General features: G+C 65.0%; 21 protein-coding genes and 1 tRNA gene. 12 read left to right on the top strand and 10 right to left on the bottom strand.

All coding sequences use genetic code 11. From position 1 onward, the window contains the following. Positions 1 to 11: 11 nt before the first annotated feature. The gene (locus EG885_RS10570; RefSeq protein WP_131574444.1) at positions 12 to 227 is read left to right on the top strand and encodes a DUF1289 domain-containing protein; all 216 of its coding nucleotides are present in this window, start codon (positions 12 to 14) and stop codon (positions 225 to 227) included. A 99-nt stretch (positions 228 to 326) separates the two neighbouring features. Here the strand turns inward: EG885_RS10570 and EG885_RS10565 are convergent, their stop codons facing one another. Beyond that, the gene (locus EG885_RS10565) at positions 327 to 1277 is read right to left on the bottom strand and encodes a DnaJ C-terminal domain-containing protein (protein ID WP_131574443.1); all 951 of its coding nucleotides are present in this window, start codon (positions 1275 to 1277) and stop codon (positions 327 to 329) included. 152 nt (positions 1278 to 1429) lie between these two features. Continuing rightward, a complete protein-coding gene (locus tag EG885_RS10560) occupies positions 1430 to 2488 on the bottom strand; it encodes an aldo/keto reductase (RefSeq protein WP_131574442.1) in 1059 nt (352 codons plus the stop codon). A 316-nt stretch (positions 2489 to 2804) separates the two neighbouring features. Between EG885_RS10560 and EG885_RS10555 the strand changes: the two genes are divergently transcribed. Further along, complete coding sequence (locus tag EG885_RS10555; RefSeq protein WP_165571106.1) at positions 2805 to 3545, top strand: helix-turn-helix transcriptional regulator; 741 nt, start codon at positions 2805 to 2807, stop codon at positions 3543 to 3545. 35 nt (positions 3546 to 3580) lie between these two features. Here the strand turns inward: EG885_RS10555 and EG885_RS10550 are convergent, their stop codons facing one another. From EG885_RS10550 to EG885_RS10535, 4 genes are all read right to left on the bottom strand, one after another. Next, positions 3581 to 5083, bottom strand: a complete 1503-nt coding sequence (locus tag EG885_RS10550; RefSeq protein ID WP_131574440.1) for a phospholipase D-like domain-containing protein — start codon at positions 5081 to 5083, stop codon at positions 3581 to 3583. Positions 5084 to 5202: 119 nt separating this feature from the next. Next, positions 5203 to 6324, bottom strand: coding sequence for a polysaccharide pyruvyl transferase family protein (locus tag EG885_RS10545; protein WP_131574439.1), 1122 nt, complete (start codon positions 6322 to 6324; stop codon positions 5203 to 5205). A 178-nt stretch (positions 6325 to 6502) separates the two neighbouring features. Further along, positions 6503 to 6579 (bottom strand) — tRNA-Arg (locus EG885_RS10540). A gap of 135 nt (positions 6580 to 6714) precedes the next feature. Next, entirely contained in the window at positions 6715 to 8127 is a 1413-nt protein-coding gene (locus EG885_RS10535) for a sensor histidine kinase (protein ID WP_131574438.1), read from the bottom strand. 253 nt (positions 8128 to 8380) lie between these two features. Here EG885_RS10535 and rpmH point away from each other — a divergent pair, with 253 nt between their 5' ends. The 10 genes from rpmH to EG885_RS10485 all read left to right on the top strand — a co-directional run bounded on the left by rpmH (position 8381) and on the right by EG885_RS10485 (position 16586). After that, positions 8381 to 8515 (top strand): 50S ribosomal protein L34, encoded by a 135-nt coding sequence (gene rpmH / locus EG885_RS10530; RefSeq protein ID WP_131574437.1) that lies wholly within the window; start codon positions 8381 to 8383, stop codon positions 8513 to 8515. A gap of 50 nt (positions 8516 to 8565) precedes the next feature. Continuing rightward, the gene (gene rnpA, locus EG885_RS10525; protein WP_131574436.1) at positions 8566 to 8982 is read left to right on the top strand and encodes a ribonuclease P protein component; all 417 of its coding nucleotides are present in this window, start codon (positions 8566 to 8568) and stop codon (positions 8980 to 8982) included. Continuing rightward, positions 8979 to 9245, top strand: a complete 267-nt coding sequence (gene yidD, locus EG885_RS10520) for a membrane protein insertion efficiency factor YidD (RefSeq protein WP_131574435.1) — start codon at positions 8979 to 8981, stop codon at positions 9243 to 9245. Before rnpA ends, yidD begins: the two co-directional genes overlap by 4 nt. Then, the gene (gene ttcA, locus EG885_RS10515; RefSeq protein ID WP_131574434.1) at positions 9229 to 10134 is read left to right on the top strand and encodes a tRNA 2-thiocytidine(32) synthetase TtcA; all 906 of its coding nucleotides are present in this window, start codon (positions 9229 to 9231) and stop codon (positions 10132 to 10134) included. The genes yidD and ttcA overlap by 17 nt, the downstream gene beginning before the upstream one ends. A gap of 59 nt (positions 10135 to 10193) precedes the next feature. Next, entirely contained in the window at positions 10194 to 11489 is a 1296-nt protein-coding gene (locus tag EG885_RS10510; protein WP_131574433.1) for an EAL domain-containing protein, read from the top strand. A gap of 217 nt (positions 11490 to 11706) precedes the next feature. Further along, on the top strand, positions 11707 to 13590 hold the full coding sequence (yidC, locus tag EG885_RS10505) for a membrane protein insertase YidC (RefSeq protein WP_131574432.1): 1884 nt from the start codon (positions 11707 to 11709) through the stop codon (positions 13588 to 13590). Then, positions 13587 to 14348, top strand: a complete 762-nt coding sequence (locus EG885_RS10500; RefSeq protein WP_131574431.1) for an MOSC domain-containing protein — start codon at positions 13587 to 13589, stop codon at positions 14346 to 14348. Before yidC ends, EG885_RS10500 begins: the two co-directional genes overlap by 4 nt. Further along, positions 14345 to 14995, top strand: a complete 651-nt coding sequence (yihA, locus tag EG885_RS10495; RefSeq protein WP_131574430.1) for a ribosome biogenesis GTP-binding protein YihA/YsxC — start codon at positions 14345 to 14347, stop codon at positions 14993 to 14995. The genes EG885_RS10500 and yihA overlap by 4 nt, the downstream gene beginning before the upstream one ends. Positions 14996 to 15057: 62 nt before the next feature. Then, positions 15058 to 15957: an acetylglutamate kinase gene (argB, locus tag EG885_RS10490; RefSeq protein ID WP_131574455.1), complete on the top strand. Its 900-nt coding sequence runs from the start codon at positions 15058 to 15060 to the stop codon at positions 15955 to 15957. 110 nt (positions 15958 to 16067) lie between these two features. Beyond that, complete coding sequence (locus EG885_RS10485) at positions 16068 to 16586, top strand: SixA phosphatase family protein (protein WP_131574429.1); 519 nt, start codon at positions 16068 to 16070, stop codon at positions 16584 to 16586. Between the two features lie 92 nt (positions 16587 to 16678). Here EG885_RS10485 and EG885_RS10480 read toward each other — a convergent pair whose 3' ends face one another. The 4 genes from EG885_RS10480 to EG885_RS10465 form a co-directional block, all read right to left on the bottom strand. Next, positions 16679 to 17467, bottom strand: coding sequence for an amino acid ABC transporter ATP-binding protein (locus EG885_RS10480; protein WP_131574428.1), 789 nt, complete (start codon positions 17465 to 17467; stop codon positions 16679 to 16681). A 12-nt stretch (positions 17468 to 17479) separates the two neighbouring features. After that, complete coding sequence (locus EG885_RS10475; RefSeq protein ID WP_131574427.1) at positions 17480 to 18934, bottom strand: amino acid ABC transporter permease; 1455 nt, start codon at positions 18932 to 18934, stop codon at positions 17480 to 17482. A gap of 1 nt (position 18935) precedes the next feature. Continuing rightward, positions 18936 to 20192 carry an amino acid ABC transporter permease gene (locus EG885_RS10470; protein WP_165571105.1) on the bottom strand — a complete coding sequence of 419 codons (1257 nt, stop codon included), beginning with the start codon at positions 20190 to 20192 and terminating at the stop codon, positions 18936 to 18938. A gap of 117 nt (positions 20193 to 20309) precedes the next feature. Next, positions 20310 to 21335, bottom strand: coding sequence for an amino acid ABC transporter substrate-binding protein (locus EG885_RS10465; RefSeq protein ID WP_131574426.1), 1026 nt, complete (start codon positions 21333 to 21335; stop codon positions 20310 to 20312). Positions 21336 to 21460 lie beyond the last annotated feature (125 nt).

Here is a 21460-nt window from a genome sequence, read left to right as displayed (position 1 = left end):
GCGGTGCGGTCATGACCGACAGCCCTTGCATCAAGCTGTGCAGGATCGATCCGGTCAGCGACCTCTGCCTTGGCTGCTGGCGCCGTCTGGACGAAATCGCCGCTTGGGGCACCATGACGCCCGAGGCGCGACGTGCGGTCATGGCGGAATTGCCCGCCCGGATGGCCGATCCGGCCAATGCGCCCAAGGATCAGACGATCCGGCGCCGGGCGATTTCCACCGTCTAGCGCCACGCCTGATGGCGGCGACCGGGGCGCCATGGCCCGGTCTTCATGCCCCGCCGGTCACAATCCGCCGGTCATGATCCGCCCGTCATGATCCGCCCGTCATGGCCCCTCTGTCATGCCCTTGCGGGGATCATAGGCATTCTCGCGCCGCCAGGTTTCGAAGAACGCGGCCAGCCCCTCATCGATCTTGGGCGGCATGGCGATGCGCAGTTCGACATGCTGATCGCCGCCATTCACGCCACGACCGCGCAGCCGCAGCCTCTGCCCCGAGGTCGCGCCGCGCGGGATGGTCAGATTGACGGGGCCGTCGATCGTGGGCGCCGCGACCTTGCCGCCCAGCACCGCCTCGTCCAGCGTGATCGGCAGGATCAGATGGATGTCGTCGCCCTCGCGCCGGAACTGGGGGTGTTCGGTCACGCGAACCTCAAGATGCGCGTCGCCCGGATCGCCACGACCTGTCCCCGGCTCTCCCTTGCCGCGCAGGCGGATCACCTGACCGTCGCGCACGCCTTTGGGGATGTTCACGTCCAGCGTGCCACCCTGCGGCAGGGTGATCCGGGTCGGACCGCCGCGCGCCGCTGTCAGGAAATCGACCTGCAGCGCCAGCCGCAGATCATGGCCACGCTGATCGGCCCGCGCGCCGCCGAACCCGCCAAAGCCTCCGAACCCGGCGCCCCCGAACCCGGCACTGCGCCCGCCGGGGCGGTGGCCGAACAGATCGGCGAAGACATCCGACAGATCGGGATCGCCGCCATGGCCGGGCGCATCGCCAAAGGGATGCCCGCCTGCGCCCGCCGACTGGCGCTGGCGCCACTGGGGCGCCTGCTGTTGCCCCTGGCCGTCGATCTCTCCGGCGTCGAAGCGGCGGCGCTGTTCGTCATCCTTCAGCAGATCATAAGCGGCGGTGGCCGCCTTGAAACGCGCCACGGCCGCCGGATCCTGATTGAGATCCGGGTGATCGGTCTTGACGATGCGCCGATAGGCTTTCTTGATCTCGGCGGCACTGGCGCCGCGCGCGACGCCCAATGCGGAATACGGATCGCCTGCCATGCCATGGTCCCCATCGTTTCTTCTGCCTCGTCAGAAAGATAGAGGCCGTGCGCCCCCGATCAATAGGGCCGGGGCCAATACGCCCCTGATCGACGGCTCCCCGATCAGGAGGGCCCCCGATCAGGAAGGCCACGGACCCGTCATGCCCCCGATCAGTAGGGCAGCGGATGAAGCCGGTGCAGCCGTTCGATCCCGCGACGCAGATCGTCGGGCAGATCGCGGCCCAGCCCGGCGATCAGGTGGCGCAGCTGGTCCAGCGTCGTCGCCCCGATGATCGGCACCACCTTGAAGGGCCGCGTCAGCTGCCAGGCGATGACCATATGCACCACGTCCCAGCCATGATCTGCCGCCAGACGGCCATAGGCCGCAGCCGCAGCCACCCCGCGATCGGTCTTGCGACCGCCCAGATTGCCCTGCCCGCCGGTCGCCACATCCACCGCCGCCCGGCTGCCATCCGGCATCGCGCCATCGGCGTATTTGCCGGTCAGCAGCCCCGCTGCCAGCGGCGAATAGGACAGCAAGGTGACATCCTCGTTCACCGCAACCTCGGCCAGATCGGTGTCGTAAAGGCGATAGAGCGGCGAATATTCGTTCTGAATCGCGGCCATGCGCGGCCCGCCGATGCGGTCGGCCACATCGCACCAGCGCGTCAGCCCCCAGGCCGATTCGTTGGACAGGCCCACGGCGCGGATCTTGCCCGCAGCGACAGCCTGCTGCATCGCGCCCAGCACGTCCTGCATGTGATCCAGCGTCGCCGCCTTGTCCTGACCCGAGGGGTCATAGGTCCAGTTCTGCCGGAACCCATAGGATCCCCGCACCGGCCAGTGCAGCTGATACAGATCGATCCGGTCCGTCTGCAGCCGCCGCAGCGATGCGTCGATGCAGGCCGTCACCGTCGCCCCGTCAAAGGGCGCACCATCGCGGACCATCTGGCTGGGACCGGTGATCTTGGTCGCGATCTCGATCTGATCGCGATGGCCGGTGCGGGCCAGCCAGCGGCCGATCACCTCTTCCGAGACGCCGATCGTCTCGCGGCGGACCGGGTTCACGGGATACATCTCGGCGCAGTCCATGAAGGTCATCCCGACCTCCAGCGCTGCGTCCATCTGCGCATGGGCACAGGCCTCGTCCGTCTGATTGCCAAAGGTCATGGTGCCCAGGCAGATGCGGCTGACCTCGACCTTGCTGCCGCCCAATGTCACACGATCCATCGCCAAGTCCCTTTTCCTTGATTGCGCGCAAGCTAGCGGACCGGCGGGCAGGCGCAACCCCGGGCATCGGGGGCTGGCGGGCCGGGCCGCGCACGAAAAAAAGAGGGGCGCCCCGAAAGACGCCCCCCATTTACGATGAAAATACCGGGCATTTGCCCGAAACCGGTCAAATACACGCTTGTTGCGCGTGACACACCTATGCGGCCCGCCCCGGTCTATCTATAACCCCACAGGGCTATGCCGGTCCTGTGTTCGCTGCATCGCAGCGATGCCGATGCGGCCACGCCCCCCTAGAACCGCCCGCGATAGGACAGACATGCCCTCAGCCAGCACCGTTCCGAACGACCCCACAGCCCCCGCCGGTCTGGCGGATATCGAAGAGGCGCTGGCGCGGCTGGCGCCCAAAGGGTTCAGCCTTGGCCTGCATATCCGCTTTTCGCGGCCCGTGCGACGGGTCTCGACCTATCCCTCGCGATGGCTGCAGGCCTATACGCAGCGCAATCTGGCGCTTGGCGATCCGATGATGATCTGGTGCGTGCTGAACGAGGGCACCATCCGGTGGAGCGATCTGACCCAGCAAATGCCCGACCCGCTGAACGTGATGGGACAGGCGCGCGATCATGGCCTGACCTTTGGCGTGGCCCTGTCGCGGGGACCGGAACGGTCGCGGTCCTATCTGGGCGCGGCCCGCGCCGACCGCGAATTCATCTCGTCCGAGGTGGCGCAGATGGCCGCGCTGCTGCGGCAGGCCCATGATCTGGTCGATCGCAGCACCGCCTTGCGCCCCATTCTGGTCGAGGCGCTGGACGCGATGGCCTGCGGGATGACCTATGATCAGGCCAGCGCCGCACTTGGGATTTCGCGCACCGCGCTGCGATACCGGCTGCGCATGGCGCGCGAGGCGCTTGGCGCCGAGGATACACCGCAGGCGATCCGCAAGGCCATCGATGCGGGGCTTTTGAACGGGATCAGCGCCTCGGGGTTGCTCAAGGGGTTGCCGACCGGGCCCGATCAGACGGCTTCCGATCAGACCGGGCTGCGATCGCAACCGGCCTAGCCGGCGCGGACAGGGGCCGGCCCCACAAAACCGCCTCAGCCGGTCTTGCGCCGGCGCCACGGACGGTGGCGCGGCCAGTGCCAGTTGCGAAACAGCCCCTTGCGCTTGCCCAGAGGCTCAAAGATCTTGTCCGGCCCCTCGGGGTCGAGGATCTCGTTCTCGGCCAGCCATGCCTCGAAATCGCTCAGTTCGGGGATTTCATAGGGGATCAGCGTCCGCCCCTGCCCCTTCGGGCCGCGCTGCGCCTCGATCAGCGCGATCAGGCTCCCATCATGGTCGTCCAGCGCCGCCGCGACATCCTGCGCATCCCGGGCCAGATGTTCTGCCAGAAGATCGTCGCGCAACCGGGTGATGCGGGCCCTCGTCGCCTCGGACCCAGGGCGTTCGGCGGCCAGAATCACGTCGCATTCCGTATCCAGCCGCAGGGACCGATTGTTGAAATTCGACGATCCGACCCGCAGGTACAGGTCGTCCACGATGGTCACCTTGGCATGGACATAGATCTCGGCCCCCTTGTCGGTGACCGGATGATAGATGCGAAAGCGGTCGCGATGATCCAGCCGCTTCAACGCCTCGACCAGCTTGGCGCGCGCGGTGTCCATGGCCATCGGCTCCAGCCAGCCCTCGGCGCTGATCGGGTTGATGATCACGATTTCGGGCGGGTCTTCCTCGGTCAGGCGCCGGGCGATGGCTTGCGCGATCTTGCGAGAGGCGAAATACTGGCTTTCCGCATAGATCACCCGCTTGGCCCGTCCGATCAGGTCCAGATACATCTGCTCGATCTCGAAGGCCGGATGCACGTCCGCAATCTCGGGGCGGGTGCGTGAGATCGCCAGCGGCACGTCGCGGAAGGTCGGCTCCAGCCCGTCAGGCCAGCAGCCCGTCGCATCTGCCACCGGCGCCAGATCCTCGCCCGAGGCGATGCGCCAGCGGTCGCGCGCCAGATCGCCGATGGCCCGCGCCGCCGCCCCGTCAAAGGCGCTGGTCGCGTCGTGCCACGGCTTCATCGGCTTGCCGCGCGGGCTGACCCGGCGCGGATCGTCGTCCAGGTGGTCGCGGGTGTCCCACCGCCCCTCGGTCATGTCGATGCCGCCGCAAAAGGCCAGACAGTCGTCGATGACGACGATCTTCTGGTGATGAGAGCTGGCAAAGGGGTGCTTGCCATCCAGCCGCAGCGTGATGCGCGGATGCATCTTCCAGCGCAGGATGGTCATCAGCGTCGATCCGCGAAAGATCGATTTCAGCGCGCCCGTATCCCACCGCAGCAGCCGCACATGCAGCGATGGACTGCGCCGGGCCAGCCACATGACGAAATCGCCAAGCGCTGCGGGGCCTCCGTCAACGGAATTATCGCCCAGATGGATGCGCGCGTCGAAATCCCAACCGATCATCAGGATCGAGTGTTTCGCCTGCGTCATCGCCTGCCGGACGACGCGGAAATATTCATCCGCATCGGCAATCACGGCAAAGCGCGTCGATTGCTCGACCCGCCAGCAATTCCATCCCGGTCTGGTCAGCCGGTCACTTGAAGCGTCCATTCTGGTCCGTCTGTCCTTTGTGCTGCCCGTTCATATCCCGGACCGACCCCTTGCGACAAGGCGCAGGCCAGATGCGCAACACGGCCCCCCGGATTTCGTTCCTTGTGCCGGGCCCCTGCTCAGGCGGCGTCCTCGATCAGCGTGTGATAGCCGTTCTCGGCATAAAACGCCTGCATCTGGGCAAGACAGCCCCGCATGGCCGCGTTGGTGCGGTCCCAGTCATGGTTTAGAATCGCCCGGTCCGGTGCTACCCAAGGCTCGCGCACATCCTGAAACGGCAACGCGTACAGATCGCAGAATTCCCGGATGCGGGAATCATAGACATAGTAATAGCAGGGCTTGCCCTGCAGCAGCGCGACCATATTGCCGTGAAACCGAAAGCCGATGATTGCATCCAGTTCGGCGGCGCGTTCCAGCCATTCCTCGATGCTGGTGACGCTGACCATATGGGCGATCAGCTCGTCCGAGGACAGATCGCCCAACGGGTCGATGCGGGCCAGCACCTTGTCGGCCGCCGCCAGCCGCAGGGGCATCGGCAATCCGGCATCGGCGATGTCGAATTCGCTGATCACACCCTGTTCGAACAGCGACAGCGAAGCGCATTCATCCAGACCATAGCGGATCGCCCGCACATGGGCGCGGCGCGCCTCGACCGGGGCGGCGCAGAACATGTTCTTTTCCAGCCCCGTATGCAGCGAGACGCCGATCCTGCGTTCCGACGTGGCCAGCGCATCGTCCATCGTCACCTGCGGACAGCTGAGGCGATAGAACAGCGACGGGCAGCCGGTGACGCGGATATTGCGCCCGCCAAGACGTTCCACCACCGCCGCGCTGAACGCACCGCGAACCGAGATCGAGGCCGATCGTTCGTTCAGGCGGGCGACAAAGCCCCGCGCTTCGGGATTGTCATCCAGAATCGTGACATCCGCCGTGGGGCTTTGCGCCCCCAGCCCCACGATCGCCAGCGGCGCATCGATGCTGTCCAGCGTCAGATTGGCCCCGGCAAAATCGAACCGACGGTGCAGATAGGTCGAACCCCGGATCAGCGCCCGACTGACCGGCGCCTTGGCCGGATAGCCAAAGCCCACCCGCAGCGTGTCGTCCAGCCGCACCTGCCGGATCAGTGCCGCGCAGACCAGCATGTCGCCATAATTCGGATACCAGCTGGAGGTGCGCATGCTGGGCCAGGTGGTGCGCTGTCCGTCAAAGGCATGGTTGAAATGCACGAGGGCTGTGGTCATCGGGATGCCTGTCGGTAAGGTCGGATCAGGGACACCCCGCGCCCAGCCCGCGTCGCGGCCGATTACCCCGGCTGGCGGACCCAAAGGACCGGATGCCCCGCAAAGATACTATGCAGATCGCCCGCAAGGGACAAGCCACAGGCGCGCGGCGCCTTGGCATCGTTCGGAAAGATGAAAGTGGTGCACCCGGAGCGATTCGAACGCCCGGCCCCCAGATTCGTAGTCTGGTGCTCTATCCAGCTGAGCTACGGGTGCAACAAGGCGGGGAACTAAAGGGAGGCCCGGGGGGATGCAAGGGGAAATCTGAAAAATGCGTCGCCTTTTTTGCGGGCACTGCCCCTGCGCAATGCGGGGATGGTTCTGCAGCGACCAGAGGCGCGCTGACGGCCCTCAGCGGCCCGCGACTTCGGTCCGCAGGGCAAGGCCGCGGGGGATGTGGATGCAGAACTGGCTGCCCTCGGCATCGCTGCGCAGCAGCTCCAGCCGCCCGCCATGACCGCGCACCAGATCGGCGGCGATGGTCAGGCCAAGACCGGTGCCACCGCGTCGGGTGCTGCCGGTGAAGGGCTTGAACAGGTATTCGCGGGCCTTGTCGGGCAGACCCGGACCGCTGTCGCCGACCTTGATCCACCAGTCGGCCTCGGCCTCGCCTGCGCCGATCTCGACGGTGCCGGGCTGGCCGGTGGCCTCGATCGCCTGCCGGGCGTTGCGCGACAGGTTCGCCAGCACCCGGTACAGCTGATCGCGATCGGCGCGGATGGTCAGGCTGGGGGGGATGTCGGTCAGGAACTCGACCTGTCCCGCCGCCTCTCCGGCCAGTGTCTCGGCCTCGATCACCTCGGCAGCCAGCTGCGCCAGATTGAACCGCGACAGGGTGGGCGCCGGCTCCTCGGCCTTGCCGAAGGCCAGCGTCGTCTCGCACAGGTTCACGGCGCGGGTGATGGAATTCACCAGCTTGGGTGCGGCGCGGCGGACCTTGGGGTCGGCGCTGTCCTCCAGCCGGTCGGCAAAGATCTGCGCAGTCGTCAGGATATTGCGCAGATCATGGCTGATCTTGGCGATGGCCTGACCCAGCAGCGCCATGCGTTCCTTTTGCTTCAGCGACGAGGTGACGGTCTGCTGCATCGATTGCAGCGCCGATTCGGCCTCGCGCAGTTCGACCAGCCGGGCATCGGGGATGATGATGTGACGCCCATCCTCGGGGGCGCTGGCATAGGCGGACATGTGGCTGATCACCCGCCGGATCGGCACCAGAATCAGCCGTTGCGCCGCCAGGAACAGCAAGACCGCCGTCAGGATCGAGAATGCCGCCGACACGGCCAGCAGACGCAATCCGTATTCGATCATCGCCTCGCGCAGGGGGGCGGTCTCCATGGTGATCTCGATCAGCTGGCCCGCCTGATTGACCGGCGCGCCGATGACCCGGATCACCCGGTTCTGGCGATCGGCCAGCGCCACCAGCGAATCGTCGATGGTCTGCAGCACACCCTCGGTCCGCAGATCATAGGTCGCAGCGATGGGGCCGGGGATGGGCGAGGACAGGACCAGCTGGCGAATGTCGTTCCGGCGCAGCACGACGTTGAAGACGCCCGCATTCTGCAACAGTTCCGATTCAAGATCCGAGGCCAGCGAATCGTCGGTCGCCAGCAGCGCAAGGCTGGCGATCTGGGCGCGTTCTAGACGGCTCTCCAGATAGTCCAGCCGGAAACCGGCCAGCGAGGGCAGCAGGATGAACAACTCTGCCAGCACGACGAACATGGTCGTCAGCGCGGCGAATCGGCCAGAGATCGTGTTCAATCGCATCGTGTCCGGGGTTATGTCGGGGCGGGCGGCACTTGTCAGCCGCGCGGTTGCGGGATGTCACATCAAACGAATGTGATCCATGCAGGGTTCCATAGGCGCGACCCGGACGGTTTCCGGGTTTCGGCAGTTGACGGGGCCGGACATTGCCACTATCCAGCGGGCTTCGAAACAACCGGCGTCGCGGCGCGGGGCAGTTCCTTGTAACCTGCCCCGTTCTGACGCCCCCCCGCAAGAACTGATCCGGAGACTGAGCATGAAGCGCACCTTCCAACCGTCGAACCTCGTTCGTGCGCGCCGCCACGGCTTTCGCGCGCGCATGGCCACCAAAGCCGGTCGCAACATCCTGAACGCCCGCCGCGCCAAGGGCCGCAAGCGTCTGTCGGCCTGATCCTTTCGGATCCGACCGGTGGCGATTGCCGCCAGATGAAGGCTTGCGACATGCCGCCTCTGCCCCATCCTGCTGACGATCAGCCCACGGATGACGGCACGGCGGCATTTCACGTGTCCGCACCGGACCGCTTTCCGATGCCGCCCGTGCTGCGCCAGCGTGCCGATTTTCTGGCCGCCGCCCGCGCGCGGCGTCAGGGGATGCCCGGCTTTCTGCTGCAGGCCCGGCGTCGTGACGATGACGGCCCGGCGCGGATCGGATTCACCTGTTCCAAAAAGATCGGCAATGCCGTCGCCCGCAACCGCGCCAAGCGCCGGCTAAGAGAGGTTGCGCGGCTTGGCCTGCAAGCCCTGGGTCAGCCCGGATGGGATTACGTCCTTGTCGGCCGCCCCGAGGCGACCATCGCCCGCGATTTCGCCGCGCTGCGCGATGATTTCAACCGCGCGATGGACAAGATCCACCGATGAGCCCCCTGGCCCGCCTTCTGGCCTTGCCGGTGCGCGGCTATCGCCTGATCGCATCGCCCTGGGTCGGACATGGCTGCCGGTTTCAGCCGACCTGTTCGGCCTATGCGCTGGATGCACTGGCCCGGCATGGCGCGTTTCGCGGCGGCTGGCTGACCCTGCGCCGGATCGCACGCTGCCACCCCTGGGGCGGGCATGGCTATGACCCGGTGCCCGGCGCCGACCCCCATCATGATGACGAGGCCCGCCATGCCCCAAGACGCTGACACCCTCGACCATGCCGGGCGAACCGAAATCCATCCGCTGTTCGAAGGCGCCCCGCAAAGCACCGAGTTCCGCAAGCTGCGCAAGCGCCTGATCCGCGATACCCGCGCCGCGATCAAGGATTTCTCGATGATCCGGCCCGGCGATCGTTGGCTGGTCTGCCTGTCTGGCGGCAAGGACAGCTATACCCTGCTGGCGGTGCTGCATGAATTGCAGTGGCGCGGCTTGCTGCCGGTCGACCTGCTGGCCTGCAATCTGGATCAGGGCCAGCCCAATTTTCCCGCCACCGTCCTGCCGGATTTCCTGAAGGCGCGCGGAGTCCCGCATCGGATCGAATATCAGGACACCTATTCCATCGTCAAAGACAAGGTGCCCGCCGGTCGGACCTATTGCGCGCTGTGTTCGCGGCTGCGGCGCGGCAATCTGTACCGGATCGCCCGGGAAGAGGGATGCTCGGCCGTCGTTCTGGGCCATCACCGCGACGACATGCTGGAAACGTTCTTCATGAACCTGTTCCATGGCGGTCGCATGGCCACCATGCCCCCCAAGCTGTTGAACGAGGACGGAGATCTGACCGTCCTGCGCCCGCTGGCCTATGTGGCCGAGGATGATTGCGACCGCTTTGCCCGCGCCATGGCCTATCCGATCATCCCCTGCGATCTGTGCGGCAGTCAGGAAGGCTTGCAGCGGGTGCAGATCAAACGGATGCTGGATGAATGGGAAAGCCGCAGTCCGGGGCGGCGGCAGGTTATCTTCCGGTCGCTGATGAATGTGCGCCCCTCGCATCTGCTGGATCGTGAACTGTTCGATTTTTCTGCAATTTTTCCGCCCGAACCGGGCAGGATCGAGGAACCCGTCCCGATCCTGAGCGATCCGGGCGGCACGCATTAACATCGCGCCAAGACATTTGTCGTAATCCTGATGCCGGTGATTCCCGTGAAAGGTCCGGCATGTCGTTGAACGTAACCCGCCTGTTCTCGCCCTTTCTGCAGCTGCTTGGTCAGGGGGATCAATCGCGGGACCAGTCACGCAGCATCCTGCTTTTGCGGCTGGAAAACATACCGGTGCTGGACGGGGTGCTGGATCGCTCTGCCCTGCACGGCCTTTTGCAGCATCTGACCATGATCCTGGGACAGGCCGTCCGGCCGTCGGACCTGATGGAGCTTGTGGCACCGGGCCTGTTCGCGGTTCAGCTGCGGGACCGGACCGTCCGCGATGCGGCCACAATCGCCCACCGGCTTCTGGCACAGGGTCAGACGCCGCTGTCGCTTTGCGGACGTCAGGTGACCCCGGTGATGACCGGCATCCTGATCCATGCCGAGACGCCCGATCTGCCCCCGGTGGCCATGCTGATGATGAATGCGCAGCTGCGCATGGATCAGGTGGCCGATGCCGATCTGGGACGGTTGACGATCTTTCCCCATGATCCACAGCTCAGCGGCCCCACCCTGACCGCCACGATCAGCGATGCCGTCGTCGCCGGTCAGATGGAGGCGTTTTTTCAACCCCAGATCTGCTGCGACAGCGGCCGCATCTCGGGGTTTGAGGCGCTGGCCCGCTGGAACCATCCGGTCCGCGGGCTACTGGCCCCCGGCGCCTTCATGCCGCAGATGACGCCACAGGATCACAATACCCTGACGCTGTTCATGCTGGCACAGGCGATCTCGGCTCTGCGCTGCTGGGATCTGGCGGGCTTTGACGTGCCCACCGCGTCGATCAACATCTCGAATTGCGAACTGTCCGATCGCGGCTTTGCCGATTGCCTGCTGTGGGAAATGGACCGGCAGGACATCCCCGCCTGCCGGCTGGTGATCGAGGTTCTGGAAAGCGTGGGACCGGCCAATTCCAATGCCGACACCCGCGACAACCTGCGCCGCCTGTCGCAGGCCGGCTGCCGGATCGATCTGGATGATTTCGGCACCGGCTATGCCAGTCTGGATGCGATCCGCCAATTCGGCATCAACCGCATCAAGATCGACCGCAGCTATGTCACCGCCTGCGATATCGACGCCGGTCAGCAGCGGATGATCCTGGCCATTCTGGCACTGGCCGAGCGTCTGGACATCTCGGTTCTGGCCGAAGGCGTCGAAACGCGCGAGGAACATGCCTTTCTGGCCCAGATGGGCTGTGACGAGTTGCAGGGTTATGCCATCGCCCGGCCGATGCCGCTGTCGCAGACGCTGGAATTTCTGACCGTTCACAAAACAAGTGCCGCCAACCTTCCGACCATCGCCTGGCGGGGCTGACGGGCCCGCCCGGAACGTCGCAGACGCGCTTGGGCAAGGCGATCGGGCCACCCCTGCCCCGCGTCAAACCGTCCCGCAGCCGCCCTGCGGCACCCTTGCCGCCCGGACCTCTTGCGCGAATTGCCTTGCATTCCTGCCCAAAATGGCAAATCCGCTTGACCTTCCGGGGTCGGTTCTGTTGAACCGGCCCGACTGACGCGATGACAGTGGTGACCGAATGGAAGACAATAACCGCAATCTGATCCTGGCGACGGTCCTGTCGTTTCTGGTGATCCTGGTCTGGTATACGGTCTTCGCTCCGGAACCGGTGTCGGACCAACCCTCGGGCCAGCCGCTGGCCGAGCAAGGGATCGGCGACCAGCCGCTGGTCCCGGCCGTTCCCGGCGTGGCCGATGGGGCCGCCCCCGCCGATCTGGCCGCAACCCCCGATACGACGGAACCCGTGGGCCGCGTGGCGATCCAGTCGCCGGCGCTGGCGGGGTCCATCTCGTTGGCCGGCGGTCGCATCGACGATCTGCTGCTGACCCGCTACAGCGAAACCCGCGACGAGGGTTCGCCCGACGTGCGTCTGCTGTCGCCCTCGTCCGCCACGGCGGATGATCGCGTCAATGTGAACGTGACCCAACCCTATTACGCCGTCTATGGCTGGACCCCAGGGCCGGGCATCGATGCCGATCTGGTTCCCAACCCGGCAAGCGTCTGGACGCTGGAGCAGGGCGAGATTCTGGCGCCCGGCCAGCCGGTGACGCTGGCCTGGGACAATGGCGCGGGCCAGGTCTTCCGCCGCAGCTTTGCGCTGGACGAAAACTATCTGTTCACCGTCTCGCAAAGCCTTGAGAATAACGGCGACGCCGCCTTTTCAGCGGCACCCTATGGCCTGATTGCCCGTCACGGGCGCCCGCAGACCGAAAACTTCTTCATCCTGCATGAGGGCGTGGTCGGGATGCATGACGGCACCCTGATCGAGACGAAATACGACGCGATGACGGAACTGGACCCGATCGCCCGCGAGGGCCGGGCGCAGGTCTACGACATCAGCGGCAATGGCTGGATCGGTTTCACAGACAAGTACTGGATGACATCTCTGGCGCCCGCGCCGGGGCAGGCCTTCACGGCTGTCGTGAAATATGTCGACGGGGCGGACATCTATCAGACCGAGGCCCGGTTTCCGATGCAGACCGTCCAGCCCGGCACCTCGCTGTCGGCCGACAGCTATCTGTTCGCCGGCGCCAAGGTTTGGGAAGTTCTGCGTGATTACGAAGAGGCCCCCGGCATCGACGGCTTCGTCGATTCGATCGACTGGGGCTGGTTCTATTTCCTGACCAAGCCGATCTTCCAGCTGCTGCACTGGTTGCATGGCATGATCGGCAATATGGGCTGGTCGATCATCGCGCTGACCTTCGTGCTGAAGACGCTGGTCTTCCCGCTAGCCCGCAAATCCTACATCTCGATGGCCAAGATGAAGGAATTGCAGCCCCAGATGGAAGAGATCAAGGCCCGCACCGGCGACGACCGTATGAAGTTCCAGAAGGAAGTGATGGAGCTGTACAAGCGCGAAAAGGTGAACCCCGCAGCGGGTTGCCTGCCGATCCTGCTGCAGATCCCGATCTTCTTCTCGCTCTACAAGGTGATCTTCGTCACGATCGAACTGCGTCACGCCCCCTGGCTGGGCTGGATTCAGGATCTGTCCGCGCCCGACCCGTCCAGCCTGCTGAACCTTTACGGACTGCTGCCCATCGGGATTCCGGCGCAGGGAACACTTCTGCATTCGCTGACTCTGCCCGCGCTGGCCATCGCGCTTGGCATCAGCATGTGGCTGCAACAGCGGCTGAACCCGGCACCCACCGATCCGGCACAAAAGATGATCTTTGCGTGGATGCCGTGGATCTTCATGTTCATGCTGGGCGGCTTTGCCTCGGGTCTGGTGCTGTATTGGATCACCAACAACGTGATCACGATCATTCAGCAGTATACGATCATGACCATGCATGGCGCGCGGCCAGACCTGTTGGGCAACGTCAAATCCTCGATCCCGACGCGCAAGCGGGCCGCAGCAGCCAAGTCCGCCGACAAGCCGGGCAAGGGCGGCAGCGGAAAATGACCGCCCGTCTGGCCTTGATCCGCCGCCATCCGATCAAGTCGGTCGGCGGAGAGGGGCTGGAACAGGTCACGCTTCAGGCGGCCCGCCGCCTGCCCGGCGACCGCGAATGGGCTGTGCTGACCGGGTCCGGGCAGCACCACGCCCTTGCCAGCGAAACCGATGGGCAGCCGGACCGCTGGCTGCCCAAATCCTGTTTTCTGCGCGGCGTCGTCTCGGCGGACCTGCAGGCCGTCAGCGGCGGCTGGCAGGACGGGCGGCTGCATCTGACCCATCCGCGCCATGGCAGCCTTGACCTTGATCCCGCGACCGACGGCGACCGCCTGATCGACTGGCTGCGTCCCCTCTGGCCCGCCGATGCCCCGCCGCCCGTGCGGCTGGTGCGCGGCGCGGCGATCTGGACCGACCAGAAATGGCCGTGGATCTCGATCCTGTCGTATGACAGCCTTCGCGCGTTGGAGGGTCAGGTGGGCCAGCCGTTGGGCACCCATCGCTGGCGCGGCAATCTGTGGATCGACGGTTGGGCGCCCTTTGCCGAACGCGATCTGATCGGCCGGATCCTGCAAATCGGCGACGTCGAGTTGCGCGTGACCGACCAGATCGGGCGCTGCGCCGCCACCAGCGCCGATACCGAGACGGGCCAGCGCGACATCGACATGGTCGCCACGCTGGACCGTCTTTATGGCCATACCGATTTCGGCGTCTTTGCCGAGGTCGTCACCGGCGGCACCATCCGCCTTCAGGATCAGGTCACCGCATGAAAGTCGCCTTCCCCACCGCCCCCGATCCCGACCCCGAGGCCGCCGAGGCCGCGCGCCTGCTGTTCGCAGGCCCGGTCGATTTCGTGAAGGGCGTCGTCCATATGGACGGCCTGCCGCCCCCGAACCGCCCCGAGGTCTGTTTCGCGGGCCGCTCGAACGTGGGAAAATCCAGCCTGATCAACGCGCTGACCGGTCGCAAAGGGATCGCACGCGCCTCGAACACGCCGGGCAGGACGCAGGAAATCAACTATTTCGCGCTGGGCGAACAGGCCTATCTGGTCGACCTGCCCGGCTATGGTTATGCCAAGGCGCCGCTGGCCATCGTCGCCAAATGGCAGGCGCTGCTGAAGTCCTATCTCGCCGGACGCCAGACCCTGCGCCGCGCCTTCTGCCTGATCGATTCGCGTCACGGCGTGAAGGATGTCGACCACGAGATCATGACCCTGCTGGACCGATCCGCAGTGCCCTTTCAGGTGGTGATGACCAAGACCGACAAGCTGGGCCCGAACGCCCTGCCCCCGGTGCTGGATCAGGTGCGCGAGGCGCTGCAGAAACACCCCGCCGCCTATCCCGAGCTGGTCGTGACCAGTTCGGAAAAGGGCCTGGGCATCGCGACGCTTCGCACGATCATTGCCGGGCTGGACTGATCGCCGCATGCGCCCTAGGGTCCGGCGGGTAACGTGGGGCCCACAGGATGAGAACGCAGAACATGAACCGGGACTGGATCGCCACCGCTCGCACCCTCTCCGAGGCGCTGCCTTATCTGCAGCGCTATTCCGGCTCGGTCGTGGTCGTCAAGTTCGGCGGCAACGCAATGGGCGATGACGATGCGATGGCCGAATTCGCCCGCGATGTCGTGCTGATGAAACAGGTCGGGATGAACCCGGTCGTCTGCCATGGCGGCGGCCCGATGATCAACGACCTGCTGGCGCGGCTCGGCATCGAAAGCCGCTTTGTGCGCGGCAAGCGCGTGACCACCAAGGAAACCGTCGAAGTGGTCGAAATGGTGCTGTCCGGCCTTGTGAACAAGCGGATCGTGCAGGCCATCAACGATGCGGGGGGACGCGCGGTCGGCATCTCGGGGAAAGACGACGACATGATGGTCTGCGAGGCCGACGACCCCGAACTGGGTTTCGTGGGCCGCCCGGTCGAGATGAACGTCCAGATCATCCGCGATCTTTACACCGCAGGCATGATCCCGGTGATCGCCCCCGTCGCCACGGGGATGGAGGATAACGAAACCTTCAACGTGAATGGCGACACCGCCGCAGGCGCCATCGCGGGCGCGCTGCAGGCCGACCGGCTGCTGCTCCTGACCGATGTGGCGGGCGTCAAGGATGCCAGCGGACAGGTCGTCACGCAGCTGCATCCCGATCAGGTCCGCGCCATGATCGACGACGGCCAGATCGCCGGGGGGATGATCCCCAAGACTGAAACGGCGCTGAAGGCGCTGAAGGATGGCGTCCGCGCGGTGGTGATTCTGGACGGGCGCACCCCCAATGCCTGCCTGCTGGAACTGTTCACCGAACATGGCGCAGGCTCGTTGATCCGCACGACCGAGCCCCGCGTCAAGCCGCGCGGGCTGCGTCAGGGCGATGTCGGGTTGTAACAGCGCGATCGGGACAAGCGGCGCGCGACAGTCGTGATCTGCTTGCCCCTCGGCCAAGTGCTGTGGCAGGCTGCCAAAACTGACGGCATGGCACCAAGAGGCAGAGCCCAATGACACCACTCGGAATCCGACGCCTGATCCTGACGCGCCATGCGAAATCGGCCTGGGACGACCCCACGCTGGATGACCATGACCGCCCCCTGAACGACCGCGGCCGCCGCTCCGCCCGCGCACTTGGCGACTGGATGGCCAGCCGCGGCTATGAACCCGAAGAGGTGCTGTGCTCCTCGGCCGCGCGCACGCAGGAAACATGGTCCGTCATCGCCGGTGCACCGCTCGAGGTGCGCCCGCTGATACGGATCGAGCCTTCGCTCTATCAGGCTGGGGCCGAACGGATGATGGCAATCCTGAAAACCGCGACCATGCCCACGGTGATGATGCTGGGCCACAATCCCGGCATTTCGGAACTGGCGGCGATGCTGCCCGGACGCCCGCCGCTGGACCCCGACTTTCGCCGCTATCCGACGGCCGCCACGCTTGTCGTGGATTTCGAAGTGGACGCTTGGGACCAGATCGCGCCCGGCCAGGGCCGCATGATGGATTTCGTCCGCCTCGACGGCCGGATCTGACACTGGCCCGGATCCCCGCCCCCTGCGGCGGTCCATAAATATCCCGGGGGGGGGCGCAGCGGGGGGCAGCGCCCCCTTTCCCCCCCTCGCCGTCAGTGACCCAGGATCTGGCTGAGAAAAAGCTTGGTCCGTTCAGATTTCGGGTTGTTGAAGAAATCCGTAGGATTGTTCTGCTCGACGATCTGGCCCTGATCCATGAAGATCACGCGGTTCGCCACGGCCTGCGCAAAGCCCATCTCGTGGGTGACGCAGATCATCGTCATCCCCTCTTCGGCCAGTGCGATCATCGTGTCCAGAACCTCCTTGATCATCTCGGGGTCCAGCGCGCTGGTCGGCTCGTCGAACAGCATGATCTTGGGCTGCATGCACAGCGACCGCGCGATGGCGACGCGCTGCTGCTGGCCGCCCGACAGCTGGCCGGGATATTTGTCGGCCTGTTCGGGGATCTTGACCTTTTCCAGAAACCGCATCGCGGTCGCCTCGGCCTGTTTGCGGGGCACCTTGCGCACCCAGATCGGCGCCAAGGTGCAATTCTCCAGCACGGTCAGATGCGGGAACAGGTTGAAATGCTGAAACACCATCCCGACCTCGGACCGGACCTTGTCGATGTTCTTGATGTCGCTGCTCAGCTCGACCCCATCGACGACGATATGGCCGGCCTGATGTTCCTCCAGCCGGTTGATGCAGCGGATCAGGGTCGACTTGCCGGACCCCGATGGCCCGGCAATGACGATCCGTTCGCCCTTCTGGACGGTCAGGTCGATGTCGCGCAGGACATGAAACGTGCCGTACCATTTGTTCATGTTTCGGATGTCGATGGCGATCTCGTCGCTGATCGTCATCTGGCTGCGGTCGATCTGCCGCTCGATCTGTTCACTCATGGGAACCGGTCCTTACCTGTGGTCGCGTTGCAGACGGCGTTCCAGATACATCGAGTATCGCGACATGCCGAAGCAGATGAGAAAGAAGATGCCGCCCACAAAGATGAACGGCTCCCAATAGATGCCCTTCCATTCGATATTGGCGCGCACCGCGTCCGACATCGATTTCAGCGGGTCGTAAAGCCCCACGAAGGTCACCAGCGTCGTATCCTTGAACATGCCGATAAAGGTCGACACGATCCCGGGGATCGAGATTTTCAGCGCCTGCGGCAACACGATCAGCCGCTGCGCCTTCCAGTAATCCAGCCCCAAGGCGTCGGCGGCCTCGTATTGGCCCTTGGGCAGGGCGGCCAGACCGCCCCGGATCACCTCGGCCATATAGGCGGCGGCAAAGATCGTCACCATGATGATGACCCGCAGGATGATGTCGAAACTGGTGCCCGGCGGCAGGAAATAGTTCAGCAGCAGGGATGCCACGAACAGCAGGGTGATCAGCGGCACGCCCCGGATGAATTCGATGAAGATCACCGACAGCGACTTGATCAGGAACATGTCCGACTGCCGCGCCAGCGCCAGCACGATGCCCAGGGGCAGCGACAGCGCGATGCCCGCCACGCCTATGGTCAGCGACAGAAGAAAGCCGCCGAACCGGTCGGACCGGACCGCTTCGATGGACAGCGACAGCAGCGCTTCGGCATCAGCTGCGGCATCGCCCGCCAGAACCAGCCAGAACAGCAGCGTGACCAGAATGGCCGCCACCGTCGCGAGAAGGGCCGAGAACCGTGACAGCACCCGCCACGCGACCCAGCCCAGCAACGGCCCGACCAGCACGAAGACCGGCCCCCAGAACGTGCCGCCCCACAGGAACCACACCCCCAGCAAGGGATAGACGATGGTGAAAGGCAGCACCCAGGCAATGTTCCGCTCGGAGGCGATCAGGCCACCGGCCAGCACAAGGACGGCAAAGCCCAGCCAGATCGCGGGTGCGCCAAGGGTGATCATGGCCCACAGGGTCACCGCAGCGGTGATCCCCAGCACCACCCGGCGGATCGTCAGCGAGGCGGAAAACAGCACCGGCGCCAGCGCGACCATCAGCAGGCCAAAAGTCATCACCGGGCGCCAGTACAGATGCTGGGGATAGAACCCGAACAGATACTGGTTCCAGCGTTCCCGGATGACGGCGAAACAGGCGCCGCGGGCGCCCTCGCCCCAGGTGGCGGCGATGATCTCGCGGCATTCACCAAGGCTCGAGGCGTTCCAGACGGAATGCGCGAACCAGTCCCAAAAGGTCGCGAACAGGAACCAGACGATCAGCAGGCCGGCGATGGTCAGGGCGGTGTTGACCGGCCCCGAGAACAGGTTTTCGCGCAGCCATTTCACCGCGCCCGCCTCGCGGATCGGTGGGGCCTCGGCGGGCAGCATCGTGTCGCGCACGAAGGCGACGGTCTGGGCGTGGGTATCGCTCATCTCACCGCTCCTTCAGCTTGACGCTTGCGTTGAAGATATTCATTCCCGCCGAGATGATCAGGCTGAGCACCAGATAGGTCAGCATCATCAGCACGATCGCCTCCAGTTCCCGGCCGGTCTGGTTCAGCGTGGTCCCGCCAAGCGTGCCGCGCAGATCCATATACCCGACCGCGATCGCCAGAGAGCTGTTCTTGGTCAGGTTCAGATATTGCGAGATCAGCGGCGGAATGATCACCCGCAGCGCCTGCGGCAGGATCACCAGATTCATCGTCCGGTTCGGGCGCAGGCCAAGCGCAAAGGCGGCCTCGGACTGGCCGCGGCTGACCGACAGGATGCCAGCGCGCACGATCTCGGCGATGAAGGCGGCGGTGTACAGGGTCAGCGCCAGCCACAGCGCCACCAGCGAATTCGACACGTTCAGCCCGCCGGTAAAGTTGAAGCCCTGCAGGGTCGGCGTTTCGAAATGCAGCCCGAAGAACCAGATCAGGAACAGCGACGGCACGGTCATGACAGCCAGGTTCTTCCACCATGTCACGGGGCGGTCGCCGGTGCGGTCCTGCACGGCCTGCGCATGGCTCAGGATGGCGCGGCGGATGAACCAGCCGCCGACCAGCGCCACGACAAAGGCGATGGTCGCCCAGTTGAAGGTGATCCGCGCGCCCAGATCCAGACTGCCCGGATCGTTGGTCATCGCCAGCGTCGGGATCGCGGTATAGCGGTTGGTCAGCGCCACATGGTCGAAAAAGATCATCGAGGCGGCAGGGTTTTCGCCGCGATAGGCGTTGGGCGGCGGCATGATCTCGGTAAAGATCGCATAGATGATCAGGATCCACAGCAGCAGCGGCATGTTGCGGAAGATCTCGACAAACACGGTCATCAGCCTGGCAAACAGCCAGCTTTTCGACAGACGCGACACGCCGACGATGACCCCCAGCACGGTGGCCGCGATACAGCCCAGCACCGCCACGATCAGCGTGTTCAGAAGCCCCACGACCGAGGCGCGCAGATGCGTGTCATTCGCGGTATAAGGGATCGGCATCTGCGAGATGTCATAGCCCGCGCGCTGCCACAGAAACCCGAAATCGAAACTTTTGCCCATCAGGGCCAGATTGCGGATCGTATTGTTGACCAGCCACCACGCGCCCGCCATGACCAGAATGAACACGATGACCTGAAAGGTCAGCGACCGATACCGCCGGTCATTGACCAGCATGCTCAGCCGGAACGGCTTGTAAGCCGGTGCCGGGATGTCCGTCATCTTCTATTACCCCTGTCACCGCCATCGGCTTGGCGCCGTATGCTTTGGACGGTTTTTTCGTTGCGTCTTGCAGAAGGCCGGACCCCCGAAGGGCCCGGCCTTGTCAGTGTCAGACGATCAGCGGAATGGCGGAGCGTAGAGCAGGCCGCCCTGCGTCCATTGCGCGTTCAGCCCGCGTGCCAGACCAATCGGGGTCTGCTCGCCGATATTGGCGGCAAAGATCTCGCCATAGTTGCCGCCGGCCAGAATCGCCCGGCGCGCCCATTCGGCGTCCAGACCCATCATGGCGCCCAGATCGTCCGTGGTGCCCAGAAGGCGCTGGACTTCGGGGTTCTCGGAGGACCGGACCAGTTCCTCGATATTGCGCGAGGTGACGCCGTATTCCTCGGCGGCGACCAGCGCGTTCAGGGTCCAGCGGGCGATGTCGCCCCAGTTGCTGTCGCCATGGCGCACGGCCGGGCCAAGCGGTTCTTTCGAGATGATCTCGGGCAGGATGATGTGGTTTTCCGGATCGGCGAATGCCGCCCGTGTCGCCGCCAGACCCGAAGCGTCGGTGGTATAGGCGTCGCAGGCGCCCGCCATGTATTGCTGTTCGCCCTCGGCATTGCTGTCGATGTTGACGGGCGTGTATTCCATCTGATTGGCGCGGAAGTAATCGGCCAGGTTCAGTTCGGTCGTGGTGCCGGTCTGGATGCAGATCGTTGCGCCGTCCAGTTCCTTGGCCGAAGTCACGCCCAGATCGCGGCTGACCATGAAGCCCTGACCGTCATAGTAATTGACGCCGACGAAATCCAACGCAAGGTCGGTGTCGCGCGAATAGGTCCAGGTCGAGTTGCGGGCCAGAACGTCCACTTCGCCCGAGCTGAGCGCGGTAAAGCGCGTCTGACCGGTCGTGGGCACGAACGACACCTTTTGCGGATCGCCCAGCACTGCTGCGGCCAGCGCGCGGCAATAGGCGATGTCAAAGCCCGACCAGTTGCCGTTCGCATCCGGCGCGGCAAAGCCGACGAGGCCGGTGTTGACGCCGCAATTCAGCTCGTCGCGTTCCTTGACCTGCGCGAGGGTCGACCCCTCCTGGGCCATGCCCATGCCAGCCAGCATCGTCGCCGCGGCCACTGTTCCCAGGAAAACCGATTTTTTCATTGCTACCTCTGTGTTGGAGCCTCTGGCCGACCGCAGGGGACGTCCACAGGCATTGCGGACCGTCTGAGTGGCCCTTGTCGTCATAGCACGATCGAACTGCCGTCCTATTAGGCGGTATTGTGCCG

Origin of the sequence: Paracoccus nototheniae (assembly GCF_004335005.1) — a bacterium.
In the GTDB taxonomy this organism is placed as follows: domain Bacteria; phylum Pseudomonadota; class Alphaproteobacteria; order Rhodobacterales; family Rhodobacteraceae; genus Paracoccus; species Paracoccus nototheniae.
Note: the sequence above shows the minus strand (reverse complement) of the source record. Positions and strands in the feature narration are given on the sequence as shown.